Below are 26072 nucleotides of genomic sequence, written 5' to 3' on the forward strand. Positions count from 1 at the left end.
TTACGTCAGATAATCCGGTGCAAACCTGTCGCACCGGTGACACACGGCATTACAGCTCGTTCTTGGTTGCACACTCGGAGTCGGCACGGTTTACGCCGCAACGAATGCTTTTCATGATGTTCAAGGTTTTGGGATCGTAGGCACCGCTCTTGGCCAGGTCCACGCGGGATTCACGCAACAGCACGGTGTACTTCACGGAATCTGCTGGGGCGATTTCCATCCAGGCTGCAGCAGGAATAGCCTTTTCCGCGTTGTGAACAATCTTCAAACCATCGCCAAAACGCTTGGCCCAGTAGTCACGTGACTTGGTTGCGAAACCATCGGGGAACTTGGTTTTGTTCACCACGATTTGATAAGTCAGCACAGCCACCGGGAAACGGGCAATCGCGCCTTTGGTACCAACGCCTTTGTAAAGTTCCAGCGGCTTGTAGGCAGCGGCTGGGGCGGCGATGATGTCCACGGAGCCGTTGTTGAACTTGGCACCGAAGTTGGAAATGTCGGCAGACACTGGTGAGGCGCCCACTTTGGAAATCATCTGCTTCTGGGCAGAATCATAGTCAAACGAGGCAATCTTTTTACCAGCCAGCTTTTCAACAGAGTTGATGGAGCGGTCGCGGGTGTACAGGTAAGCAGCGCCGAATGGAATGATGCCAGCCACTTGGTAGTTGCCAGAGGTCATCAGCGCATCGGCTTTCTCAGAGGCAAACAACTGAATGGTGCGCTTGACCACTTCGTAGCTCAGGTCCATGTCCACTTTACCGTCTTTCACCACGGAAGCAGCGCCCAGGGCGTCGATGGAACCAGCAACGGAGTTGTAAGCACGGGTACGGAAGGATGTGGCCACCAGCATGTCGCACTGGCCAGTCTTGAAGTTTTCAGAAGCAATTTTTTCGTCGGTAAATGGCTCCAACTCCAGCTCTGAACCGAAGCCCTTGGCAGTCAGCGCATAGTCTTTGGTCATGTTGAACACGTCGCCACCAGCACCCAAGATGTCAAATACACACACCTTGTTTTTGGCGGCCATGGCTGGCGATACGGCGGCCATCATGGCAAGGCCCAAACCAGCGGCCACTGCTTTCATTTTCATAGTCATGGAAAATCTCCCTTCAGGTAGTTGACGCATGCGAGAGGAACGGGCCGCCAAATAGCGCACCGCCCCATGCAACATCCGCACGCATTATTTCAATAGATCGTCCACGTTCATGCCCTCGGGCATCGCGGCTTCTTCGTCCCAGTATTTACCCATGGCACCCACTGGTGTGCGGGTTCCAGTGTTCTCGGTCCAGTAGCGGTCTGACAGGTTCAGCATGGTGCTGGACGCCAAGGCTTCAACCAAACGGTATTGTTTGCTTGGCTTGAAATCCTTCACGTTGGCAAAGCGCTTGGTGGCATCGCGGAAACGGGCTGTGTCACCCACGGCCAGCGCGGACAAGCCATACATCACGTGAGAAAGACGCACACCATGGCGCTCGCCAATGGTCATGGACAGGCGGAAGGTGCCCCAAATGTCTTTGCCTTCAGAGGCGCCGGGCAGAATACTCCACACCACCGCACGGGCTGCGTTGGGCGCGCCCCACCATTTGCCGTTTTGCAAGCAGGCCAATGCACGTTCGGCCTTGGGAGCAATGTCAGTAGGCACACCCACCATTTGCTGCGACGCAATGTCGTTCACAACGGCCTGCAGGCCTGCAACGGTGCCCAACAGATACACCAACTCGTCAAAATCACGCTCGAAGTCAGGGCATTTGTCGCCATAGGAGAAGTGGTATTTGTCTTCCAGCTTGTTGCGCATGACTTCAAAACTGGCCAACTGCCGGCGAGCGGTCAGTTCAAGCAGGCGCTTTTGTGCGATGCGGGCGTCCTGTGCTTCGGGAATCCGGTTTTCTTTGGAGGCGCGCAGGTAGCGCAGCTCTTCTTCGACCGCACGGGCCTCAGAACACGCTGCGGCCGACACATACAGCAACGACTCAATCAGGGAAGGATCACCGTGAAATGCGCGCAGTGCAGAATTCAGCAATGGAAAGTTGGACTGGGCAAAATTACAACCCATGTCCACATCGGCAATTTCAAGTTGGGGAGGAAGAACGCGCCGTTCAACCAGGTTGATGGCCAGATTGGTGGCGGCCCCTTCCACCTTGGCACAACCAGACACGAATGCCGTGAGTGCAAAAAAGCCCGTGATGGCGGCAATGCGCAGTACGCCCGCTTTGATCATTCAAATGTCTCCGTCAGTGTTTTTTCTTTTTACTTTGCAAGCAGTCAATTGGATTTGACCGGCGAGTAACAAAGTTATTTTTTGTTATTAAACCATGAATCACCGGACACACAAAGGGAAGTCGCACTCTAATGGGCCGATTTGCCCCCGTATCCGAACGGAGATTCGAAAAAAGAGCACAAAAAGCCCCCCAGTTCCCAAGGTAACTTTCCCCTCGAAGTTGGGACAATAACGCATTGGATTTTCCAGACGACATCCCATGACACCCACCCTGAATGCCACGGAACGTAGTCACAACCTGCCCTCGGGGCTGAATCCTGCGGTTCACCAGGCCGTGCAGGACATGACCCCATTGAAGGGCAAGAATGCCTTGGTGGTGGACTCTGCACTGGCCACCCGCCGTGCTTTGCAGGACCAATTGTCACAACTCGGGGCCCGCTCGGTGGTGTTTGCCAGCAGCGTCTCGGAAGTTGAACAACAGTTGCTGAGCCGGGACTACGCCTTGATTGTCTGCGAGTACCAACTGGAAGGCGAACGCAACGGCCAACAGTTGTTGGAAGACTTGCGGGTTAACCGGAAACTGGAACCCCATGTCGCTTTCATGATGGTCACGGGCGAGCGCAGTTACGCCAATGTGGTGGCAGTGGCCGAATTCGAACCTGATGACTACCTGATCAAACCCTTCACAGCCTCCACACTGTCAGACCGGGTTGTTCGCATTTTTAACAAAAAACAGCGGCTTTCCAAGGTGTACGCGGCCCAGTTTGAAGGTCGATATCAAGACTTGCCGGCCTTGTGCCTGGAATTGCTGGTGGATTACCCACAGTACAGCCTGGAGCTGGAACGTGTGCGGATTGAGTCGTACTTCCGTTCGGGACAACTCGACAAGGCCGAAGCAGCCTTGATGGAAGACCTGGAACAGGAGCCACGCCCCTGGATGAAATTGCTGCTGGCCAAATTGAAAATCGAACGCAAGCGCTTCGATGAGGCGGGTCAATTGTTGTCGGGCGTTGTGAAACACAACCCCGAGTACCTGGCAGCCAGCGACCTGTTTGCCGATGTGCTGTGGGAGCAGAACCGACCCAACGATGCCTTGGAAATACTCGAAAAAATGGGTGCCAAAGCATTGGCCTCCACCACACGCCTGCGTAAACTGGCTGATCTGTCGGTGCGAGTTGGGGACAACACACGGTCCAAAAATTACCTGAATAAAGTCATTGATCGGTCCAGAAACACCTCCCTGTCGCAACTGGGCGATTATCTGCAGCTGTCAAAAATTTATGTGGCCGAAGGCCGCATGGACGAGGCAGAGAAACTCACAGCCAAACTGCGCAGCACGGTGAGTTCCAGCGCACTGGACATTGCACGAGCCATCATGAACATCCAACGCGATATTTCAGATGACCGTGGTGGGCGCGCCAAAGAGCGATTGAGTGCGTTTTTTCAGGAGCATGTCGATGACTTGGACAGCATGGAGAACGAGACACTGACGAGCCTGTTGGAAATGTGCTTTTCGGTGAGCATGGCCCAAAAAGGATATGAACTGGCGCGGCAAATTTCACGAAGAAAACCCACCAAGGGCATGCTGGACCGCATTCGCTTGTCCATTGAAGCCCACAAACAGCAGTCTGAAGACAACTGATCAGCGCGCTGGCTTTGCTTGCGTGGCAAACACCTGTTGAATCAAGTCATCCAAGTACTGATTGTAAAAATCGGGCAAACCTGCACCCCGCAAAGGCTTTACGGGCGCATCGCCTGTCGGCGAAAAAACCCAGACGGTGGGCGAGAATTTCACATCCAACAATTGCCCCACTGCCTTGCCGGTTCGTTGTTGACCATCAAACCAAACCAAGCGGCGTTGGTCATCGGTAAAATCCAATTCGAAAACCCGCACATGCCCCCGGTAAGCGGGATCTTTCTCCAGATGGCGCAGCGACTGTGCCCTCACCTGCTCGCAGTACGCACAATCCGGAATGGAAAACAAAATAACAACAGCACCTGGCTTTTGCAGGCTCAGGGATTGAGCCTGCGACAGGTTGACCGGAAATGGAAGGTGTTGGTCTTTGGCATGGGCTGGCCAACACAGCATGACATTGACGAGCGCCAACCCTGCCCAACACCGCCACACGGACCAACACCCCAGCATGGATTAAGCCGCCAACCCTGGATTGCCCTGCATACCCTTTAACTCGGGCAAATAAGGGGATTTCCTGGCAATCGTCTTGCGGGCCTTCAAATAGGTTTCAACCACATCCCAAATGGGTGCACCGCCGGTATTTTTGGCCTCCTCGGCCACTGGAGCCCAGCCAGCCACTTTGTAAAGCTTGTCAGCATCCAGTGGCTTTCCGTTCAAACGCATGTTGTCAATGCGTTTGCCCATGGTTTCGTTGGGTCGGCAGGTGTATGTCAGTCCGCCCACCCGCACCATGTCGCCACCCTGTTGATAATACGGGTCTGGGTTGAACAGGTTGTCGCACACATCTTCCAGAATGGTCTTGATCATGCTGCCAGGCATGTCGGTCAATGTGGTGTAGGGATAGGTGATGGCGGTCTGGTCCATCACATGCTCGCGGGTGATGGTTTGCCCCGGCAGCAAGGTGGTGCCCCAGCGAAAGCCCGGTGAAAACGCAATGTCCGCGCCCTTCACTTCCATCAAGGCGTCCACAATCAACTGGTCCCAACTGCCATTGAAATTGCCCCGACGGTACAGCAAACCCTCGGTCACAGCCAAAGGCTCGGCCAGCTTTTCTGCAAAGGGTGAGCGCACACGGTCAATCAACGCTTGCATGCCAGGGTCAGCCGGCAGCAAATTCGAAAACACGGGCAACAACTTGTAACGGAAATCGCGCAGTTGACCACCACGCACATCCAGATCCAGCACACCCAGGAATTTGCTGTTGCTGCCAGCGTTGGTCACGTGGGTAACACCGCCCGGATTTTTAACCGCGATGGGCTTGGGCACACCATCGTGGGTATGCCCACCCAAAATAAAGTCGATGCCCCGAACGCGGCTGGCCATTTTCAAATCCACATCCATGCCATTGTGAGACAGTACCACCACCATGTTCGCGCCTTTGGCTTTCACCTCATCCACCACTTTTTGCATGGTGTCTTCCTGAATGCCAAAGGACCAGTCGGCCACCATGTAACGTGGGTTGGCAATGGGCGTGTAGGGAAAGGCCTGACCGATGATGGCCACTTGCACGCCATTGATGTTTTTCATGACGTGGCTGGGAAACACGGGGTCGCCAAAATCAGCCGTCTTGATGTTTTGCGCCACAATGTCAATGTGGCCTTTAAAGTCTTTCTCGGCAATTTCCAGTACACGGTCCTGCCCGTAGGTGCATTCCCAGTGCAGAGTCATCACATCGACACCCAGCAACTTGCTGGCATCAACCATGTCTTGCGCGTTGGTCCACAAACTGGTGGCTGAGCCTTGCCAGGTGTCGCCCCCGTCCAGCAGCAATGCGCCCGGGCGCTGTGCCTTCATCTGTTTCACCAAGGTGGCCAAGTGCGCAAAACCACCCACCTTGCCATACTGCCGTGCGGCCTCTTCAAAATTCAGGTAAGTGAATGCATAGGCCTCGGGCGTTCCCTTCGGTATTTTGAACGCTTTCAGCAAACGTTCGCCAACCAGGTGGGGGGCTTTGCCCACAGCATCGGCCACACCGAGGTTCACATTCGGTTCACGGAAATAAATCGGCGTCAGTTGCGCATGGCAGTCGGTGAAATGCAGCAGGCTGGCGTTGCCAAAAGGCTTGATGTCGTACAGCGCTGTGCCTTTGCCGGCGGCCAACACGTCGCGACTGTTCAGCACCATGCCCGCAGCCGAGGCGGCCGCCAGCATACCCATGAATTCACGTCGATTCATTTGCATGAGAATTTGTCCAATCGGGTGGAGTGAATCGGAGGTGACACCGCCACCCCCGACCAAAGAACGCTTATTTGTTGACCGGTGAGTCCGGCGACATCAACAGGGCCATCACGTCCTTGATTTGCGCTTCAGTCAAAATGCCCGCATCGCCAAACCTTGGCATGACTGAGCAGGCATTGTACGCATGGGAATTCCAGATCTTGGCCCAGGTGTACTTCATGATCTCTTCGCTGTTGCCACGCAACTTGGCGTAGTTGTACAGCGAAGGGCCAATATTGCCATAGGCCAATTCCTGCGGGGCCAATTGGTGGCAGGCATAGCAGTTGCCGCCCGCAGGCTCCCCGGCCTTGTCAGAAAACTGAAAACCAGTGCCGGTTTGTGCAATTTTCTCACCGCTTTTCCAGTCGCCCAGGTACTGGCCATCGGCCGGAAATTTCACTGCTGCCAAAGCCGATTTTTCAATCGCAGCACGCTTTGCATCAGGCAAAGCTTTGCCAGAATCAGCCACCGAACAAGCTTCCTGCAATTCGGTCTGTTGAACACGGTCAAGCTTTGCCTGGCCTTTGTCCTGAAAGCTGCTCAGCAATTCCTGACGCACTTCGGCATTGCTCACTTCAGGACCGCTTTGCAGGGCGGCGCAGCCCGCAATGGTTATGCCTGTGGCACTCAAAGCGATGTAAACGGTTTTACGCATCATGTGTGTTCTCCTTCAACGCTTCAGCGACGTGGCCTGCATCGTGCCACCCTTGGCATTCACGCCCAGGAAGGTGATAAGGTCGATGGACGCCTGCGAGCCGAATTTCAATTCGGGGAAGCGTTGCTGGCGGAAACAGTCGTACATGCGCCATTGCATGCTGCGCACGGCCCCTTGAGAAACTCGGTATGCTGGCCATGCCGCAAACGCTGCCTGGGCTGGACCCGATTTGGTCAGGTTGGGCAAGCCTTGCAGGCGGATGCGTTTGTCGTCCGACCCGTGGCAACTGGCGCATGAAAAATCATAAGGACCACCGCGGTAGTAAAACAGTTTTTCGCCGCGTGCGCGGGCTGCCCGCTCCTCTGGATGGGATTGCGGAACATCGATGGTTGCTCCGCGAGACTGTGCATAAACGTACGCCACCAGAGACTCCATCTCCGTGGGCTTTTCGGCCGTGCCCGAGTAAGGTTTTTTGGTCACATCGGCTTCAGCACGGCCTTGCAGGTTCACCATGCAATACACCAAGCGCGACTCGACATCCATCACCTTGCCGGCATCTGGAAAGAACTTGGGCAATTTGGCCACAGCCCCTTCCAACTTGCCCGGGCCCATGCCCAGGTCACACTGTTCCAGCGTCGCCTTCTTCGGGCCTTGCGGTGTTTTCCAAATGTCTTCACCCCGCAGCTCAACCAGTTCAGCGGGGTTGCCATCGGCCAACATGTCCCGGTATTCCTGAATGCCTTGTTCAGCGGTTTTTTGTGCCATGGCCAAAGGACTACCGACTGCGCAGCACATCGTGAGCGCAATCAATGAGCCTGCCTTGACCAAGGTCTTGCCGTGCAATGAATGTGTCATCCCCGACTCCCTATTGTTGTGATTGGATTAGGCGATTTTGGCTTTGTCGGTCCGTGTTTCGCCTTTGTTGTCGACCCAGCTCACCTCCACCGTGTCGCCCACATTGCCGCCCTTGAACTGGAACGACAGAAATGGATTTTTAGAAACCGATGGGCCCCAGTTGGCCTGCAGCACCACTTTGTCGTTGCATTTTGCGGTCACGGTTTGAATGTACCATGCGGGCACCAAGCTGCCATCTGCGGCTTTCCGCTGGCCAGTTTCCATTTCATGGGACATCAACACTTTCACTTCAACATCGGCGCCATTGGCTTTGGCGCGAATTTTCATAGGATCAGCCATTTTGAATTCTCCAGCTTGTTTGTTTTGCTTCAGCCACCGCAGCCGCCGAGGGTCACCTTGACTTCCTTCTTGGCGAAGTAATACTGGCCATCGGCCTTGACCAACGCGTACACATCGCTGGAACGGCCCATTTTCACGCGGGTGTTGACCTTGGTGTCGGTACCGGCAGGCAATACAAAGCTGGCTGACAACACCGACGGATTATTGGCCACCAACAACGCCACCTCGGTGGTGTTGGGCAATGTGCTGGACACGCCCACTGGCACCACCGCACCATTTTCAGCAATGTCAGGGGCAATCACGGTGACTGCATTGCTTTCTTTGGGGGCCTTGGTGCCCATGGCTTTCCACAAGTCATCCAGGGTTTTGGCAGTGAACGCCTTCTCGTTGTAACCCGCTGTTGAAGCCAACACATCGGACGGCTTGATCAACCCGGCAGCCACCGCCAAACCCAGCACGGTGAACCCGGATGACGCTTTCAGCACTGCACGTCTGCTTTCATTCATGGACTTCGTCCTCCTAAAAAACGGTCTGTTCGTCATGGCTTTTTTTGCGGGTTGACCAACTCGCGGCTTACCCAGTTCGCCAATGTATTCAAATCATCATCACTCAGCTGCGATTGAGCGGGCATGGGCATGTTGCCCCACACACCTAAACCCCCTTGCCGAATTTTGGAGACCAGGTAGGCCTGCGCATCATCGCGGTCTTTGTACTTGCCGGCCACTGCCACCATGGCAGGTCCAAGTCGAGCTTCGCCCACCGCATGGCACGCGGTGCAACCGTGCGCATTGAACAGCGCCTCGCCAGAGGACAGGTCCTTTGCCTTCGCATTCACAGCCAACACTTTGGACGTTTGCTGCCCCCGCACAGGGCCAATCAAGCGGTTTTGATCCATCAAGTTGCCATGCGCGTCTTTGGCGTAATCCGGCAAGTAAGAGCTTACAACAACAGTCTTGGCGCAGTTTGACATGCACCGCCGCTCTTTGACATCGGGTTTTCCCGAAACCTGCCACATGCCGTGTTTCGAGGTCATGCCGTTGCGGTTGGGCATTTTTTGTTGGACGGCCGAGATGTTGTCCTGGTTCAACTCAAAATCATCCGGCACAATGCCGCCCAGGTTCAAAATGTACGCGGTGACTGCATACACCTCATTGGTGCTCAGTGACTTCGGCGCATTCCAGGGCATGGCGCGGTTGATGTAATCCCACAGTGTGGACAGTGTGGGCACCTTCATCAGCGTGGTGCGCTGTGGCACACCACCCGTGCGCAACGCTGCCACGTGGCCCGTTTTGAGGTCGGCTTCCGTGGTGCCGCCCACAATCGGTGTGAACACCTCGTTGCTTTCACCAAAGGCACCATGGCACGACGCACACTGCGCCTCCCACACCACCTGCCCCTGTTGCACGGTGCCGTGGCCATGGGGTATGCCTTTGAAGTCGGGCCGTACATCAATGTCCCATGCCTTGATTTCGGCGGGTGTGGCCACACGGCCCAAGCCCTCAAATGCCTGCACGGGGCTGGCAGCGAGCAAAGCTGCCCACAGCAGTGCAGCGCACCCTGAACGTTTGAATAGGCTCATGATGCGTTCACCTGCACGTTGTTCACCTCACCAGCGGCAGACACCTGCCAGCTCTGGATGGCGTTGTTGTGGTACACGCTTTTGCTGCCGCGCACGCCGCGCAGGGTTTGATAACTGGGCTGCACGTAGCCCGTGCTGTCCACCGCCCTGCTTTGCAAAATGGTTTCCTTCCCGTCCCACACCCAAGGCAGGCTAAACCGCGTCAAACACTTGCTCAGCACGGGTTGTTCCAGCCGGGCTGGTTTCCAGTTGCGCCCACCATCCACCGATACGTCCACCGCCTTGATGGCGCCCCGACCCGACCAGGCCAGGCCAGTGATGTTGTAAAAGCCGGTGTTCAACAACTTCTGGCCACCAGATGGCGTGGTAATGACGGATTTGCATTCCTGAATGGACGTGTATTGGCGGTGTTGGCCGTCTGGCATCAGGTCCACATAGTGAACCGACTCGTCTTTGGTGCCATAAGGCTGGTCCCCCACCTCAATGCGGCGAAGGTATTTCACCCAGCTCACGCCTTGCACACCGGGCACCACCAATCGAAGCGGATAGCCGTTTTCCGGGCGCAGCATTTCGCCGTTTTGGCCATAGGCCAGCAACACCTCACCCGACTCGACCATCTCCATGGGAATGGTCCGTGTCATGGAAGAGCCGTCTGCCCCCTCGGCCAGAATGAATCGGCCTTTCTTTAAATCAACGCCGCAATACTCCAGCACCTTGATCAGCGGAACACCAGTGAATTCCGAGCAAGACAACATGCCATGCGTGTACTGCACGGTGGGCACAGCCACATTGCCCCATTCCATGCCCGAATTGGCCCCGCATTCAATGAAATGCATGCGCGACACCGATTCCATGCGCATGAGTTCGTCCAGCGTAAATACCATCGGTCGGGACACCAATCCATTGATCATCAGCCTGTGCTGAGTGGGGTCTATGTCCCACCAACCCTGGTGGTGGCGCTCAAAATGCAAACCAGATGGGGTGATGATGCCAAACAGACCCTGCAACGGAGAAAACGAGACCGATGCAGCACCCACCCGAGTCAAACCGGGGGACTGGCGACGCTGAAGGTTGGCCTCGTACTTTGAAGGTTGACCGTACGGACGGGCAGCAACCGACTGACCCAAGCCTTTGCTGTGCTCGGGCAATTGCAAAATGGCCGGGTCACCCTCACCCACCGATTGAGCGCGCACAAGGCTGGGCGACAAGGCTGCCGCCGACGCCATGGCAAACGCCTTGCGAAAAAATTGTCGACGGTCTTCCTCGCTGGATCGGTTGACCAAAGCCACGTCGGACCGGGAAATGAAATGTTCGGGTGCCCGCTGCACATGGCCAAATGCAATATTGGCTGGGATGCTGTCTGTCACGAAGGTCTCCTGCGCGTCGAATTCTTGCTTTATATGAGCATATGCTCATCTTTAGAAGAATACCACTACCATATGCATGTTCGCAGCTTACGGATTTACCCATCCCCTTCTTTCAAGGGGGTTTCAGGGTTTGCGGGGCTTTTTCTTGTCGCGCAGAATGGCGTCGTGGTCGAGTTTGTACTCGGGCTTTGCAATGCCCTGGCTTGCCGGGTCGGTGGGAAGAACGTTGTGAACGGCCTGAGCGCCCACTTTGGCCACCAAACGCACAGTGTCGTAGGCCGAGTGTGTGATCTTTTTTTCCACCATGTGCACCGCCGATGAAATGGGCGCAATGGGGCGGATTTTTTTCAGCACGGAAAATGGAATGTCCGCAATGCGGCGGTGCACACTTTCCACTTGGCGAGTGCCTTCATCAAGCGTGGCCGAGACCAAGTCAACAAGGCCACGCAGGTGCGGTTCCAGGGACTTTTTGCGGGACATACAAACCTCTTTGGGGCTTTGATCGAGTGCACGGAAGTCTAGAGAACTTTGACAAACCCGTGTAGGCAAACCATTCCACTGTAAAATACTGGAATTCATCGTTTCATTCAATTGCAGTGGCCACCATCATTTACGACCTGGAGTGCGAATACGCACACCGCTTTGAAGGCTGGTTCCGTTCAGCCGACGACTTTGACAGCCAACGTGAACAAAAATTGCTGACCTGCCCGGAGTGCGGCACGGGGGCCATTCGAAAGGTGCCATCCCGCATCAACATTGGGCAGGCGCGCTCGCACGAAACACCCACAGCAAACGTTGCTGCACCATCGGCCTCCACCATCGCCGACCACAAAGCCAACACGGTGGATGTAGCCACTGCTTTTGTCATGGCCAAACAAGCCATTCAGGCGCTGATTCGACACTCGGAAGATGTGGGTGACCGGTTTGCAGAAGAGGCGCGAAAAATCCACTACGACGAGGCGCCCATTCGCGCCATTCGCGGACAGGCCAGCCCGGAAGAATTTGAAGAACTGCGGGACGAGGGGATCGACATCATCGCCCTGCCCCACTTGCCTCAGGAAGATGACCTGAACTGATCAGGCGGCCAGTTCAAGCCATTTGCACACCCAGTGCCCTGCCCAACAGCGCACTGGCTGCCATGGAGATGGTGCCCCAAATGGCCACCCGGAAGGCACTGCGCCACACATGGGCGTTGGATGCCCGGGCCACCAGCGCACCCGTCACAAACAAGGTCAACACACTGCCCAAACCCATGCACCACAGCGTGGCCGGCAGATCAAAGTGCAAAGTCTGGGTGAGCCACATCAGCAACAAAGGCACCACACCGCCGCTGAGAAAAGTGAGTGCCGAGGCCAAAGCCGCCTGTGCTGGTTTGGCCTTGCTGTGCTCGGTAATGCCCAGTTCATCCCGCGCATGGCTTTCAACCACATCATGCTCGGTGAGGGCGACAGCCACCTGGCGAGCCAAGTCCGGCTTCAATCCTCGACCTTCATAAATTTTCTGCAACTCCATCAGCTCTTGCTGAGGGTTGTTTTCGATGTGCTTGATCTCCAGCGCCAGTTCAGCTTCTTCAGCATCAGACTGCGACATGACAGACACCCACTCACCTGCTGCCATGGACGCAGCACCCGCGACCAGGCCGGCCAAGCCACTGGTCATGACCACAGACCATTCGGCCCCACTGCTGGCCATGCCCACCAATAGGCTGGAGATGGAAATAATGCCGTCATTGGCACCCAAGGTGGCGGCACGCAGCCAACCAATGCGGTGAATGAGGTGTTCGTGGTTGTAATGGGGGTTCATTTGACGCGCTGCTTTTCAAGTTTGCGGGCCAGCGTTCGTCGATGCAAGCCCAAACGCCGGGCGGTTTCTGAAATATTGAAATCGGTTTCCACCAACACCTCGTGAATGCGCTCCCATTCGAGGTTTTTGAGCGAGGTTGGCCGATTGGACAACTCGGGTTCTTCGGTTCCCGCCACATGGTTAAATGCGGCTTCAATGTCGTCGGTGTTGGAGGGTTTGGCCAAATACTGGCAGGCACCCAGTTTGATGGCTTCCACTGCCGTGTTGATGCTGGCAAACCCGGTGAGCACCACAATCAACATCTCCGGGTTGTGCTCGTGCAAAGCCTGCACACAGGTCAGGCCAGAGGCCTTGCCATCCAGCTTCATGTCCACCACGGCGTGGGTGGGGGTGTGTTGTTTCAGGAAGTCTTGCATGTCGTCAAAATTGGCGGCGTGCAGCACCGTATAGCCGCGTCGCTCGAATGAGCGACTCAACACTCGGCCAAACGACGCATCGTCTTCCACAATCAACAACAGACGATCACCGGACATCCAACTTCTCCACAGACAACTCAATCGACTTCAAAGGCAACTGGATGTGAACCTCTGCACCACCCGCCGCCCTGTTGATGGGACTCACGGTTCCACCCAACGTTCGAACCACATTCACCGCCAGAAACAAACCCAAGCCACCGCCTGGGCGGCCTTTGGTGCTGTTGTAGGGTTTACCGATATTGTCCAGTATTTCAGGCTGAAAGCCAGGGCCTTGGTCGGATACCGTCAAATGCAATTGATCACCGATGCAACTGGCCTCTAGCCTCACCCATTGAGGAGAAACCTCGGCGGCGTTATCCAGCACATTGAACAGGGTTTGTTTCAGTGCAGACTCGAACACCACCGGAATACTTTGCTCGACACGATTCACACACTCGAAGCGAACTGTGGGCTGGGATTGTTTCCACTGCTCAGCCACCTCATGCACAAACGCGTCAAGCGTAGTGCGTTTGGAGGACTCGCCCCGCGTTTCACCCGCCGACATCAAAATCCCGCTGACAATGCCTTTGCAGCGCATCAGTTGGTTTTGCAAATCCTCCAGATCCCCCTGCAAATCCGCATCATCCCGAAATTGCGGCATGCGCTTCCAGTCGTTGAGAATAACCGCCATGGTTGCCAAAGGCGTGCCAAGCTCATGGGCTGCGCCCGAGGCCAGCAAGCCCATGCGGACAATGTGTTCCTCTTCCACAGCACGCTGGCGGATATTGGCCAGGTAAGCATCACCCGCGCGCAGGTTGCTGCTGATGCGCGTGATAAAAAACACCAACAGCGCGGCAATCAAAATGAAACACACCAGCAAACCCTGTAAATACAGGCTGGGCATGAGGTGCGCACTGGTGGGCGGCAACTCCAGCGGTTCGTGGAACACCGACAAAAAAGCCAGACAGTAGGTGGTGATCAGCATGAACAACCAAGCGCTGCTGGCCTTCAGCAACACCGCACTCAATATCACTTGCAGCAAGAACAAAAACGCAAACGGGTTGTTGGTCCCACCGCTGAAATACAGCAAGGCTGTCAAGGTGGCCACATCCACCATCAAGGCCAAAAACAGGGCCTGGTTGGTGACCGAGGCTTCGTCATGCCAACGCAGGTGGCTGCCCGCATTGAATGCAATCAATACCACCAGCACCGTGATCATTTTGGCCATGGGCAAATGAATGCCCAATACCAGGGTGGCCACCAAGATGGTGGCAATTTGCCCCAACACCGCCAGCCACCGCAGGTGGATGAGGTGCAGCATGTTTTTGTGCCCGGTTTGGCTGACCACACCATGCTCTAGGCTGGCGTCGTCGGGGCGTGTGCGCTTGCTAACAATGTCGGTGTGGCTGGCCATGGGGTACCGCAGGTTCAGTCTGGGCGGCGACGTGCAAGCCAAATGCTGACACCGGCCACCATGCAGGCCAAAGCATACCAAGTGATGGCGTATTGCAGGTGATTATTGCGAAACACCAGCACCGTCAGACCAGTCAATGGCAACTTGGCTGGATCAAGGCTGAGCCGCTGTTCGCCCGTGTCGTCTTGTGCCTTGTGCGCGCGAACCACGGCATCAATGCGGTATTCAGCGCTCGGCGGTTGTTGCGCATCCACAAAATAGGGCGATGCCTGGGTCAACTGCAGCTGTCGATTAAACGCATCAATGTCCCGCGAATACCACTGCCCTGCATCGGGGCGGTTGGGTCGTAAAAAACCACCCTGTGGTTCAGACAACCGAAACAAGCCAACCACATGCACCAGTGTCGGCTTTTTCGCCAGCAAGGGGTCTACCCAGTTTTCCGGCACAAAACCTCGGTTGACCCACACACGGTAGCCGTCCGGTGTCTGGACCGGGGTCATGAGCCAAAACCCGGGTCCATAGGCCGAGGCAGCGCGAACCCGCACCGTGTGGGCCACGTCCCAGTGCCCTGCCACATGCACCCGAAGGTATTCATGATCGGCGGCCGAGATGCTGCGCCACTGCGCGGGACCGGGCGCATCCACCGGCGTACCGTACGCGCGGCTTTCCACCCGTTCAATCAAATCGAGCTTCCATTGGCGCCGCTCCACCTGCCAGGTACCCAAAGCCAGAAACACCAAAAACAAAAAGGCCGCGCCCAGAGCGAGCGCAGCCTTTTTGAGGTTGAGACGTTGCCGCCCGAGGGTCATGGCAATTGCTTCATCTTGTCCAGCATTTCATGGTTCATGCCGGGCATCATGTTGGTGTTCATATGGTGCATGACCCAAATTGAACCAGCCAGCGTGATCACCAGCAGCACCAAGGTGAAGATCAGCGCCAACATGTTCCAGCCACCTTCACTCTTGGTGTTCATGTGCAGGAAGTACACCATGTGGACCAGAATTTGCACCACCGCAAAGGCCATGAGCACCAGGCCCATGGTGGTGGAGCTCGGAATCGCCTTGTTCATGACCAGCCAAAACGGAATGGCCGTCAAGATGACCGAGAGCACAAAGCCGATGGTGTAGCTTTTTACGGTGCCGTGGGCGTGGTCGTCATGCTCGTCGTGGTGAGCATCGTCGTGTGTGTGGTGATCGCTCATGGCAATACTCCCATCAGGTAAACAAAGGTGAATACGCCAATCCAGATCACGTCCAAAAAGTGCCAGAACATGGACAGGCACATCAGGCGGCGCTTGTTTTCAGGAATCAAACCATACTTGCCCACTTGGACCATCAACACAATCAGCCAGATGGTGCCAAAGAACACGTGCAAACCGTGAGTACCCACCAAGGCAAAGAACGAGGTGAGGAAGCCGCTGCGCTGCGGACCTGCGCCTTCATGGATGAGGTGCAGAAATTCGTAAATTTCCAAACCCAGGAATGCTGCGCCAAACACGCCAGTGATGGCCAGCCAAACCAAGGTACCGCTTTTGTTTTTGGCTTGCGAGGCAATCATCGCAAAACCGTAGGTGATTGACGACAGCAAGAGGAAACCCGTGTTGATGGCCACCAGTTTCAGGTCAAACAACTCGGCACCGGTGGGGCCACCTGCATAGTTGCGGCCCAGCACAGCGTAGGTTGCAAACAGACAAGCGAAAATCAGGCAATCGCTCATCAGGTAAATCCAGAAGCCCAGCAGCGAGCCATTCTGGGGGTGATGCTCCTTCACGTAATAACGTGAACTGACATCCGATGTCACATCGTTGGACGCGTGCGCGTCGAGCACGGCAGCATTAGACATGCTTGGCCTCCATCAGAAATTGGGTGTGTGCATCCTCGGTGCGAACCACGTCGCTGGCCGGAATGTAGTAGTCACGCTTGTAGTTGAAGGTGTGGATGATGGTTGCAGCCACCATGGCCACAAAGCTCACGCCGGCCACCAACCACATGTGCCAGATCAGGGCGAAACCCACCACTGCACTGATGGCAGAGATGATGAAGCCTGCACCCGTGTTCTTGGGCATGTGAATGTCCACAAAGCCAGTCAAGGGGCGTTTGTAACCGTTGGCCTTCATATCGGTCCAGGCGTCGTTGTCATACACCTTGGGGGTGAAGGCAAAGTTGTAAGCCGGGGGTGGGCTGGATGTTGCCCACTCCAGGGTGCGACCATCCCAAGGGTCACCGGTCACATCGCGCAGTTCCTTGCGCTTCCAGATGCTGACGCCAAACTGCACCAACATGGCTGCGATGCCCACGGCCACCAAGGCAGCACCCAAGGCTGCAATCTGGAACCAAATCTGCAAGCTGGGGTCGCTGAACTGGCTCATGCGACGGGTTACGCCCATCAGGCCCAACACGTACAACGGCATGAAGGCGAGGTAGAAACCAATCACCCAGCACCAGAAAGAAATCTTGCCCCAGAACACATCGAGCTTGAAACCAAAGGCCTTGGGGAACCAGTAGTTGATGCCGGCAAACAGGCCAAACAGCACGCCACCAATGATCACGTTGTGGAAGTGCGCAATCAGGAACAGGCTGTTGTGCAGTACGAAGTCTGCAGGCGGCACCGCCAGCAACACGCCGGTCATGCCACCAATCACGAAGGTCACCATGAAGGCGATGGTCCACATCATGGGCAGTTCAAACTTGATGCGGCCCTTGTACATGGTGAACAGCCAGTTGAAAATCTTCGCACCCGTGGGGATGGAGATGATCATGGTGGTGATGCCGAAGAAGGAGTTCACACTGGCGCCACTGCCCATGGTGAAGAAGTGGTGCAGCCACACCAAGTAGGACAGGATGGTGATCACCACCGTCGCGTACACCATGGAGGTGTAACCGAACAAACGTTTGCGGCTAAAGGTGGCTACCACTTCCGAGAAAATACCGAACACCGGCAGCACCAGAATGTACACCTCGGGGTGACCCCAAATCCAGATCAGGTTCACGTACATCATGGCGTTGCCGCCCAGGTCGTTCGTGAAGAAATTGGTGCCAAACACGCGGTCCAGGCCCAACATGGCCAGCACAGCGGTCAACACTGGGAAGGCGGCGACGATCAGGACGTTGGTACACAGTGCAGTCCAGGTGAACACCGGCATTTTCATCAGAGTCATGCCAGGCGCGCGCATCTTCACGATGGTCACCACCAAGTTAACGCCTGACAGCAATGTACCGACACCGGCAATCTGCAAAGCCCAAATGTAATAGTCAACCCCGACACCCGGACTGGCCAAAATACCGGACAAGGGTGGGTAGGCCAACCAGCCTGTGGTGGCAAATTCACCCACAAACAGCGAAGCCATGATGAGCGCTGCGCCCATGGTGGTCATCCAGAAGCTGAAGTTGTTCAGGAACGGGAAAGCCACATCGCGTGCGCCAATTTGCAGGGGCACCACATAGTTCATGAACCCGGTGACCAAAGGCATGGCCACGAAGAAGATCATGATCACACCGTGGGCGGTAAAAATTTGGTCGTAGTGGTGCGGTGGCAAAAAGCCTTCATTGCCGTTGAAGGCAATGGCCTGCTGCATTCGCATCATGACTGCATCGGCAAAACCGCGCAGCAACATGACCAGACCGAGAATCACGTACATGATTCCGATTTTTTTGTGGTCAATGCTGGTAAACCAGTCGCGCCAGAGGGTGCCCCACAGGCGGTATTTGGTGATCAGGGCCACTGTCGCCAAGCCACCCAGCATCACCATCGCGAAGGTTGCGCCCACAATGGGGTCATGCAGGAACGGCAGTACGTCCAGACTCAGTCGCCCGAACAGCAGGTTGGGCTCAGTTGGATAGTGAATCATCATGGTCGTCGTTCTTCGAAGATTGGATAATCGGGAGGGCCTTGTTGCTGGCGTTTACACCATTCGGTGTGACGGTGCACATGGCGTTGTTGATCAGGATGGCCAGTTCCTCTGCTTTGAGCGACGTGCCGTTGCGCAGGCTGTCGGCCATCATCTGGGCGTCCATGCACACGGTGCCTTCAGCTACACAGCGGTTCACAATGGCATGGAACAGGTCCTTGGACACGTTGCCAAACTTTTGAACAGGTTCTTTGATGCTGGGCTTTTCTAGCTCGGTGTACACCACGCGGTCCAACGTTTTGCTGGCCTTGCGGGTGTTGTCCACCCACTGCTCAAAGTCGCCTTCGTTCATGCCGTAGTATTTAAAACGCATGTGCGAGAACCCGGCACCGCTGTAGTTGGCCGAGAACCCTTCATATTCACCCGGCTTGTTGATCACAGCATTCAACGTGGTTTCCATGCTGGGCATGGCATAAATTTGACCAGCCAACGCGGGAATGAAAAATGAGTTCATCACCGTGGAGGCTGTGATTTTGAAGCGCACTGGGCGATCCACCGGGGTGACCAGTTCGTTAACGGTGGCAATACCCTGCTCTGGATAAATGAACAGCCACTTCCAGTCCATGGCCACCACCTGAATTTCCAGGGGCTTGTGGTCTGCTGCCAAGGGGCGGGAGGCATCGATGCGCTCCAGTGGGCGATAGGGGTCCAGCTTGTGGGTGCTTACCCAAGTGACAAGACCCAACACAATAATAATCAGCAGCGGTGCACCCCAAATCACCAATTCCAGTTTGGTGGAATGGTCCCATTCAGGGTCGTACTCGGCGGCCGTGTTGCTTTGGCGGTATTTCCACGCAAAAAACAACGTCAAAAAAATCACCGGAACAATGATCAGCAGCATCAGGGCCGTGGACACCAAAATCAGGTCGGCCTGCTGGGCAGCCACATCGCCGGAAGGATTCATCACCACCGTTTTGCACCCCGCAAGGAGCATCACCGGCAGCATCGCGATCAGACCCGCGCGGTGCTTGATGCGCGGCCCGATAAAGGAGCTGAGTTTGCGTAGCGAAATCATTCGAATACACCAATGCCAGAATGTGAATATGTGCTACTTTAGTACCGTGGGCTGGCAGGGGGCATTGGACATTTTGTCCCACCCTGTAACAACAAGAAATAAACCATTGAAAATCCACAACAAATCAAGCAAAGAACGATGTGAGGAGTGATTCTAAATATGAGCGGGCAAACCGTGGACAGCAGCCAACTTCAGGCAAAACCTACCCCACAAGCCAACAACATTTCGGCACACCACCATGGCAGCAGCCATGTCGACCCGGGTGACATCGCCATCGGCGTGGTCATTGGCCGAGCCTCGGAATACTTCGACTTCTTTGTGTATGCCATCGCCTCCGTGCTGGTGTTTCCGTCGGTGTTCTTCCCTTTTGAGGACCGCCTCACAGGCACGCTCTATTCCTTTGTGATTTTTTCCTTCGCATTTTTGGCTCGCCCCCTGGGCACCGTGCTCATGATGCGGGTGCAGCGTCAATTTGGTCGCGAGGTCAAGCTCACGATTGCGCTTTTCATGATGGGCATTTCCACGGCCGGTATTGCGTTTTTACCCATTTACGAACGAATTGGCTTTACCGCAGTGATTTTGCTGGCGCTGCTTCGGATTGGACAAGGCATTGCCCTGGGTGGTTCCTGGGATGGACTGCCTTCACTGCTGGCCTTGAGTGCCCCGGAAAACAAGCGCGGCTGGTACGCCATGATTGGGCAGTTGGGTGCACCGGTGGGTTTTATCATCGCGGCTGGCGTGTTTGCTTACCTGCTGCATAACCTGTCGCAGGACGACTTCCTGACCTGGGGCTGGCGTTACCCGTTTTATGTGGCCTTTGCCATCAACGTGGTGGCCTTGTTCTCGCGTCTTCGCTTGGTGGCCACCAACGAATATTCCCGCATGCTGGAAGAACAGGCCCTGCAGCCAGTGAGCACTTCCGAGATGGTGAGCTCGCAGGGCTACAACATTTTGGTGGGTGCTTTGGCGGCCCTGGCCAGCTATGCCCTCTTCCACGTGGTCACTGTGTTCCCCTTGTCGTGGATTTCGTTGTATTCCAAACGCTCGGTCGACGAGTTTTTGGCCGTGCAAATGCTGGGTGGTGCCATGGCGGCTTTCGGGGTGTTTACATCGGGCTTGATTGCTGACCGTTTTGGCCGCCGCAACACACTGGGCACCTTGGCGGTGTTGATTGCCATTTTCAGTGGCTTTGTGCCCATGCTGATGAATGGTGGTGATTCCGGTCAAACCATTTTTATTCTGGTGGGCTTCTTGTTGCTGGGCTTGTCGTATGGCCAGGCAGCCGGTGCAGTCACCGCCAATTTCAAGCAGAAATTCCGCTACACCGGTGCCGCACTCACGTCTGATCTGGCCTGGCTGGTGGGTGCCGCATTTGCACCGCTGATTGCCCTGGGCTTGTCGGCACATTTCGGTTTGGAATACGTCAGCTTGTATTTGCTGTCGGGCGCATTGGGCTCGCTGGCTGCACTCAGTTTGAACCGCGCGCTGGAAATTCGGGACTGAGCATCCGATTAAGATCAGGATTAAGATCGACTTGGGGCGTCCTGCTGAAGCAAGGTCGTGGGCCCAGGTCGATCCTTACCAAAAAAATTGGTTCAAGCCGAACTGAATAAATACTCTCCCACGTTCCAAATCAGCGTCCATCTGTTTATCCAGTGCCTGATACTGAGGTACCCGACCCAGCTCATTCAACAACTCTTGCGGGGCGCGTTGCATGGCAGCTGCGAATTCGACCTTCATCAATTGGGTGAGGCGTTCCTCATGAACGGAGTCGCCCGATAAGCTAGATCCATCGACACCCAACGGTTTCAAAGACCGGGCAGTTGTCTCTAGTTGCTGATAAAGGGCTGTCGCAGCGGTCTTCATCGGCTCAACATCGCACTTGGCATAAGCCAATTTGCACTGATTCATCCAATTGATAACCTCACCATCCAATCGTTCCCTGGCCTCTTTCAAGGCTGATTCAATCGGAACGTCCATCATCGATGGGGTCACAAGCCGATTGGACTTGTCTGTATTTCCAACACTCACATGGTATTGAAGCTGTTGGTAACTCGGTCTGTCATGCAAGGATTGGTAGGTTTGATCGTCCAGTCTAAAAATTGCTGACTGGAATTCAATTTGTTTTTTCGCTTTGGAAATCGTCGAATGGCGGAATGCAATAAACCGACAGGCGGCGACAACGTCACAATGTGGGCTGGCACTGGCTTCAATGTGTACCCCAATTGTTGAACAACCTCCCGGCATCGATGGCCAGGCGAATTCAATATCGAAATCTTCTGATTCGGAACTTCATCTCTTTGGACTGAGTGATCAGTTGGCAAAGGCGAAGAATTCTGACTGTTCATAGGGGGCATTGTCATACATTCAACATTCATTGAAAAATCTGCCTTTGTGAGTCTTAAATTGATATGACTGGTTCCAAAATGGAATCCTTTTCAGGAGTTTAAAACCCCTGCGACTTTATGCCGCATGCCAAATATATCGGGAAGGTGTAAGCCCCATCGGGTGCGGTCTTTGGACCGCTCATGGCCGTGGGCCCGCGACACACTTCGAGTCTGCGAAGGCTGCGGCAGTATGTCGCGGCCCTTTTTATTGGGAATACGGCACAATCAGCCACTTCGAATTCGGCTGTAAAGTGTCACGCACCCCATGTTTCCCTCTGTGTTTCAACGCAAGCTCAAGGCAAGGTTTTTGCACCGGCAATGGCTGTATGTCGCGTTTTTCGCCATGCTGACATGGTGCCTTTCTGGGGTACTGCACCCCTTGATGAGCGCTGTTGGCATTCAACAAACTGTGTTTAGCCCCCCAACAGCACTTATGGAGCTGGCGGACACCCGCAGTATCAAAAGCATCTTGCAAACCGCGCATATTGAGCAGCCGCTGGCCGTTCAGGTATTGCCGTATGCTGGGCAGCCTGTTCTTCAGGTCAGCACCGATGCGCTTGCCCCGCGCCGATACTTCAATCTGCAAACAGGGGTCGAAATACCCGACCAGGATATGCGCCAAGCGGAATTCGCGGTTCAGCATTACATGGGCTTGAAGCCCACCGACCACCCGGCCAAGGTGAGCTTCCAACAGACGTTTGATACAGCCTACCCCGCAGTTAACCGCCTGCTGCCGGTGTACAAATTGGAATACCCCAACGTGAATGGCTTGGTGGCCTATGTGTACACCGAGAACAACAGTCTGGCCTCGGTCAGCAACACACCCAAGCGGATCATGCAGACCACCTTTCAATGGCTGCACACCTGGTCTTGGTTGCCCGAATGGCTAGAGCCACTGCGGCTGGTGATTGTGGGGCTGTGCATGCTGAGCCTGTTGATCATGGCCTTGACTGGCCTGCGCATGTTGCTTGGCCAGCCACAAAGGGCCGTGGTGTCTAAGCGCCCTTGGCCGCGCCGCGTGCACCGTGCCGCTGGTTGGTTGCTGGTGGTGCCTTTGGTGGCATGGTCTGGCAGCGGTGTCTTTCACCTCATCAACCAGCGCCTGCACCCAGCAGAATTCAATCTGCACCTGTCCCCGCCTCTTAACCTCGCCTTGTTGCAACATGACATCCAGTCCCACTGGGTGGAAGACACCCGTGGCCTTTCTCTGGCGGGCCTGTCCCTGGTTCAAACACCGCAGGGCGAGTTGCTATATCGCCTGGGTATGACCCTGGTGAGTACATCCCAAGCCGTTCCAGTGCTGCCCGATGCCATTCGGAATGCACGATTTGATGGCGTGACCATCAGTGGCCCAGCGCTCTACGTGAATGCCACGACGGGCGCAGCCTGGCTGCCTGGTGACCGAGAATTGGCTATTCAATTGGCCCAAAGATTCATTGGAAACCCCACGGCCACTCCAGAATCGGTTCACCTCATCAACCGCTTTGGCGGTGATTACGATTTCCGCAACAAACGATTGCCTGTGTGGAAAGTGCAATACGGCGAACCCTTGAACAAAACACTGTTCATCGACACCCGCAATGGCGTGCTGGCCGATGTTGCACGCCACAGTGACCGCCCAGAACGCTGGAGCTTTTCAAATCTGCACAAATGGAATTTCATCCAGCCCTTGGGAAGAAGCTTTCAAAACTGGGGCACGGCCGTGACGGCACTCCTGATGGTCATTTTTCTTGCAGGCTTGGGTTTGCTCAAACTCCGCAAACGTTCCATCACCACTCGTTCATCACACGCATCACCATGAGATTGCATCCATTCACGCATAAACCGCTGGTTACAGCCCTGTTGATTCTCTTTGGTCAGCTGGTTTGGGCTGTCGATGAGCCCACCAAGGAATTGGGCGTGGTCACCATCAACTCAGGCCGCCCATCCTCACTGCCCACCCAAATTCCAGCCACCATGGAAGGCATCACAGCCGAGCAAGCTGAGCAATCCATCAATGCGCGCGACAGTGAAGACTACTTGAAATATTTTCCAAGTTTGTTGGTGCGCAAACGTTACGAAGGTGACTACAACCACGCCATATTGTCCAGCAGAGCATCGGGCACTGGAAACCCAGCCCGTTCAGCCGTGTATGCGGACGGTATTTTGCTGTCCAACTACTTGGGCAACAGTGTGGGTGGGCTGAGCTTTCCGCCCCGATGGAACATGGTAACCCCCGAAGAAATTGAACGGGTGGATGTGATGTATGGTCCTTTTTCAGCGGCCTACCCCGGCAACTCAGTGGGTGCGGTGGTCGACTACATCACCCGCATGCCTGAACAATTGGAAGCCCACGCCAAGCTGGGTTACAGCGAGCAACCCTTTAAGCTGTACAACACCGACAGCACCTACCGAAGCTGGTCCAGCAGCGCATCGCTGGGCAACAAAACTGGGGACTGGTCATGGTTTGCCAACCTGAGCCACACCGACAGCCAAGGCCAACCCCTCACCTTTGCGCGCAGAACCGTCAGCACGGGTGCAGCACCAACCAACGGCGTGCCGGTAAACGGCGCAGTGGCTGACACAGACCCCACAGGTGCACCCATTTACGTGCTGGGCGGCGGTACGCAATACAACACTGTTCAAGACCATCTCAAATTCAAAGTCGCCTACGACATCAGCCCCACCTTGCGCGCCAGCTATCTGGTTGGCATTTGGCAAAATGATGCCAAAGGTCGCCCCAGTAGCTACCTGACCAACGCCGCAACGGGTCAACCGGTGACCAGTGGTCCCATCGTCATCAATGGTCGGCAGTTTTCAAGCGTCAATGGCGGCGACTTTCCGTTGACCAATGAGGAGATCAACCATGTGATGCATGGATTTTCCTTGAAGTCCAATACCAAAGGCACCTGGGATTGGGAAGCCTCGGCAAGTTTGTATGATTACGACAAGGACCTGAAGCGCCAAAACAGCGCGGCAAATACACTGCCCAATGCCAGCACGGGTGGCGCAGGTACCATTGCAGACGGCAGCGGAACAGGCTGGATTAACCTTGCACTGAAAGGCACCTGGCGACCGACAGGGCTTCAGGGTGAGCACATTGTTGACTTCGGTGTACAACAAGACTTTTACAACCTGAGCTACCGAACTTCCAACATTGCGGGCAACTGGATCACCGACCCTGCCGGAGCACAAGCCAGCTTTGTGGGTGGCGAAACACAGATGACCAGCCTTTATGCACAGGACACCTGGGCATTTGCGCCCAAGTGGAAAACTGTGCTGGGCCTACGCAGCGAGTATTGGGAAGCCAAAGAGGGTGTGACCCAGATCACCGCCACCAACCTGAACACCAGCTACCCAACCCGCAAGGCCAATTTCCTGTCTCCAAAAGCGGCGCTGTCATACCAATGGACAGAGGACAGCACCCTAAAAGCCGCCGTTGGGCGTGCAGTTCGGATGCCCACCGTATTTGAACTGTACGGCGCCACGTCCACCACCAATTCGCAATTCATCAACGACCCCAACCTGAATCCCGAAAAATCGATCACTGGAGAACTCAGTTGGGAAAAGGTGCTGAATGCAGGCTTGCTGCGTTTGACGTATTTCCGTGAAAGCACCAAGGACGGCTTATTCAGCCAAAGCATTTTCGACCCCATCGCCAACACCACGGTGAGCCGGGTTCAAAATGTGGGGCGGATTGAAACCCAAGGGATTGAAGCCGTACTCAATACGGAAAACCTGATGGTCCGCGGCTTGGATTTCAGCGGTAGCATCACCTACACCCAATCGGAAATCCGTGAAAACAATGGCTTTGTAAGTACGCCGGGCGACACCATTGGCAAAGATCAACCCAATATCCCCAAAGTAAGAGCCACTGCCCTATTCGCTTACCACTTTGATGAAAAGCTGACTGGCAGCGTGGGGGCGCGCTACAGTGGCCGTCAATACCGCACGCTCAACAATTCGGACATCAACGGCTACACCTACATGGGCGTGAGCAAATACTTCACCGTGGATGCGCGCGTGCACTACAAGCTGGACTCGTCGTGGAGTGTGGCTGCAGGCATCGACAACCTGAATAATTACCAATACTGGAATTTCCACCCGTATCCGCAACGCACCTTCATGGCTGAATTGAAGTACGACATGCGCTGAAGAAATACTCCAGATAGAGAGCGCCCGTTTGTCT

The 26072-nt window shown here is 55.3% G+C and carries 25 protein-coding genes; 5 read left to right on the forward strand and 20 right to left on the reverse strand.

Translation table 11 applies throughout. The features are described 5' to 3' along the window. Positions 1–49: 49 nt before the first annotated feature. Together VGE55_RS08965 and VGE55_RS08970 are read right to left on the reverse strand one after the other, a co-directional pair. Complete coding sequence (locus VGE55_RS08965; protein ID WP_331131358.1) at positions 50–1093, reverse strand: putative solute-binding protein; 1044 nt, start codon at positions 1091–1093, stop codon at positions 50–52. Positions 1094–1177: 84 nt separating this feature from the next. Further along, a complete protein-coding gene (locus VGE55_RS08970) occupies positions 1178–2215 on the reverse strand; it encodes a hypothetical protein (protein ID WP_331131359.1) in 1038 nt (345 codons plus the stop codon). 259 nt (positions 2216–2474) lie between these two features. On the opposite strand from VGE55_RS08970, the gene VGE55_RS08975 reads away from it, so the two are divergent. Beyond that, complete coding sequence (locus VGE55_RS08975; protein WP_331131360.1) at positions 2475–3857, forward strand: tetratricopeptide repeat protein; 1383 nt, start codon at positions 2475–2477, stop codon at positions 3855–3857. On the opposite strand, the gene VGE55_RS08980 is transcribed toward VGE55_RS08975, so the two are convergent. From VGE55_RS08980 to VGE55_RS09020, 9 genes are all read right to left on the reverse strand, one after another. Then, positions 3858–4304, reverse strand: coding sequence for a hypothetical protein (locus tag VGE55_RS08980; RefSeq protein WP_331131361.1), 447 nt, complete (start codon positions 4302–4304; stop codon positions 3858–3860). A gap of 60 nt (positions 4305–4364) precedes the next feature. Then, positions 4365–6086, reverse strand: a complete 1722-nt coding sequence (soxB, locus tag VGE55_RS08985; protein ID WP_331131650.1) for a thiosulfohydrolase SoxB — start codon at positions 6084–6086, stop codon at positions 4365–4367. A gap of 70 nt (positions 6087–6156) precedes the next feature. After that, the gene (gene soxX / locus VGE55_RS08990) at positions 6157–6783 is read right to left on the reverse strand and encodes a sulfur oxidation c-type cytochrome SoxX (protein ID WP_331131651.1); all 627 of its coding nucleotides are present in this window, start codon (positions 6781–6783) and stop codon (positions 6157–6159) included. Positions 6784–6798: 15 nt separating this feature from the next. Then, complete coding sequence (gene soxA, locus VGE55_RS08995; RefSeq protein WP_414675002.1) at positions 6799–7578, reverse strand: sulfur oxidation c-type cytochrome SoxA; 780 nt, start codon at positions 7576–7578, stop codon at positions 6799–6801. An 87-nt stretch (positions 7579–7665) separates the two neighbouring features. Next, positions 7666–7977 (reverse strand): thiosulfate oxidation carrier complex protein SoxZ, encoded by a 312-nt coding sequence (gene soxZ, locus VGE55_RS09000; protein ID WP_256763580.1) that lies wholly within the window; start codon positions 7975–7977, stop codon positions 7666–7668. A 29-nt stretch (positions 7978–8006) separates the two neighbouring features. Further along, complete coding sequence (gene soxY, locus VGE55_RS09005) at positions 8007–8483, reverse strand: thiosulfate oxidation carrier protein SoxY (RefSeq protein ID WP_331131363.1); 477 nt, start codon at positions 8481–8483, stop codon at positions 8007–8009. Between the two features lie 32 nt (positions 8484–8515). After that, positions 8516–9556 (reverse strand): c-type cytochrome, encoded by a 1041-nt coding sequence (locus tag VGE55_RS09010; RefSeq protein ID WP_331131364.1) that lies wholly within the window; start codon positions 9554–9556, stop codon positions 8516–8518. Continuing rightward, complete coding sequence (gene soxC, locus VGE55_RS09015) at positions 9553–10923, reverse strand: sulfite dehydrogenase (protein WP_331131365.1); 1371 nt, start codon at positions 10921–10923, stop codon at positions 9553–9555. Before soxC ends, VGE55_RS09010 begins: the two co-directional genes overlap by 4 nt. A gap of 123 nt (positions 10924–11046) precedes the next feature. Beyond that, complete coding sequence (locus VGE55_RS09020; protein ID WP_331131366.1) at positions 11047–11403, reverse strand: hypothetical protein; 357 nt, start codon at positions 11401–11403, stop codon at positions 11047–11049. A 116-nt stretch (positions 11404–11519) separates the two neighbouring features. On the opposite strand from VGE55_RS09020, the gene VGE55_RS09025 reads away from it, so the two are divergent. Continuing rightward, the gene (locus VGE55_RS09025; RefSeq protein ID WP_331131367.1) at positions 11520–11999 is read left to right on the forward strand and encodes a DUF1178 family protein; all 480 of its coding nucleotides are present in this window, start codon (positions 11520–11522) and stop codon (positions 11997–11999) included. Between the two features lie 13 nt (positions 12000–12012). Here VGE55_RS09025 and VGE55_RS09030 read toward each other — a convergent pair whose 3' ends face one another. From VGE55_RS09030 to cyoA, 8 genes are read right to left on the reverse strand one after another with little or no spacing between them, the layout of a single operon-like run. After that, entirely contained in the window at positions 12013–12726 is a 714-nt protein-coding gene (locus tag VGE55_RS09030) for a VIT family protein (RefSeq protein WP_331131368.1), read from the reverse strand. After that, positions 12723–13259 (reverse strand): response regulator transcription factor, encoded by a 537-nt coding sequence (locus VGE55_RS09035; RefSeq protein ID WP_331131369.1) that lies wholly within the window; start codon positions 13257–13259, stop codon positions 12723–12725. Before VGE55_RS09035 ends, VGE55_RS09030 begins: the two co-directional genes overlap by 4 nt. Further along, a complete protein-coding gene (locus VGE55_RS09040; RefSeq protein ID WP_331131370.1) occupies positions 13249–14595 on the reverse strand; it encodes an ATP-binding protein in 1347 nt (448 codons plus the stop codon). Before VGE55_RS09040 ends, VGE55_RS09035 begins: the two co-directional genes overlap by 11 nt. A gap of 14 nt (positions 14596–14609) precedes the next feature. Next, positions 14610–15404, reverse strand: coding sequence for an SURF1 family protein (locus VGE55_RS09045; protein WP_331131371.1), 795 nt, complete (start codon positions 15402–15404; stop codon positions 14610–14612). Then, positions 15401–15796, reverse strand: a complete 396-nt coding sequence (gene cyoD / locus VGE55_RS09050) for a cytochrome o ubiquinol oxidase subunit IV (RefSeq protein ID WP_331131372.1) — start codon at positions 15794–15796, stop codon at positions 15401–15403. The genes VGE55_RS09045 and cyoD overlap by 4 nt, the downstream gene beginning before the upstream one ends. Then, positions 15793–16437 carry a cytochrome o ubiquinol oxidase subunit III gene (cyoC, locus tag VGE55_RS09055; RefSeq protein WP_331131373.1) on the reverse strand — a complete coding sequence of 215 codons (645 nt, stop codon included), beginning with the start codon at positions 16435–16437 and terminating at the stop codon, positions 15793–15795. The genes cyoD and cyoC overlap by 4 nt, the downstream gene beginning before the upstream one ends. Further along, positions 16430–18442, reverse strand: coding sequence for a cytochrome o ubiquinol oxidase subunit I (gene cyoB, locus VGE55_RS09060; RefSeq protein WP_331131652.1), 2013 nt, complete (start codon positions 18440–18442; stop codon positions 16430–16432). Before cyoB ends, cyoC begins: the two co-directional genes overlap by 8 nt. Further along, on the reverse strand, positions 18423–19517 hold the full coding sequence (cyoA, locus tag VGE55_RS09065; RefSeq protein WP_414674989.1) for a ubiquinol oxidase subunit II: 1095 nt from the start codon (positions 19515–19517) through the stop codon (positions 18423–18425). Before cyoA ends, cyoB begins: the two co-directional genes overlap by 20 nt. Positions 19518–19676: 159 nt before the next feature. Between cyoA and VGE55_RS09070 the strand changes: the two genes are divergently transcribed. Further along, positions 19677–21020, forward strand: a complete 1344-nt coding sequence (locus VGE55_RS09070; protein WP_331131374.1) for an MFS transporter — start codon at positions 19677–19679, stop codon at positions 21018–21020. Positions 21021–21095: 75 nt separating this feature from the next. Here VGE55_RS09070 and VGE55_RS09075 read toward each other — a convergent pair whose 3' ends face one another. Next, positions 21096–21500, reverse strand: a complete 405-nt coding sequence (locus VGE55_RS09075; RefSeq protein ID WP_331131375.1) for a hypothetical protein — start codon at positions 21498–21500, stop codon at positions 21096–21098. A 669-nt stretch (positions 21501–22169) separates the two neighbouring features. Here VGE55_RS09075 and VGE55_RS09080 point away from each other — a divergent pair. Both VGE55_RS09080 and VGE55_RS09085 read left to right on the forward strand, forming a co-directional pair. Beyond that, on the forward strand, positions 22170–23705 hold the full coding sequence (locus VGE55_RS09080; RefSeq protein ID WP_331131376.1) for a hypothetical protein: 1536 nt from the start codon (positions 22170–22172) through the stop codon (positions 23703–23705). Next, entirely contained in the window at positions 23702–26038 is a 2337-nt protein-coding gene (locus tag VGE55_RS09085) for a TonB-dependent receptor (RefSeq protein WP_331131377.1), read from the forward strand. The genes VGE55_RS09080 and VGE55_RS09085 overlap by 4 nt, the downstream gene beginning before the upstream one ends. Positions 26039–26072: the final 34 nt, after the last annotated feature.

The sequence above is a fragment of the Limnobacter sp. genome (assembly GCF_036405155.1).
Taxonomy (GTDB): domain Bacteria; phylum Pseudomonadota; class Gammaproteobacteria; order Burkholderiales; family Burkholderiaceae_B; genus Limnobacter.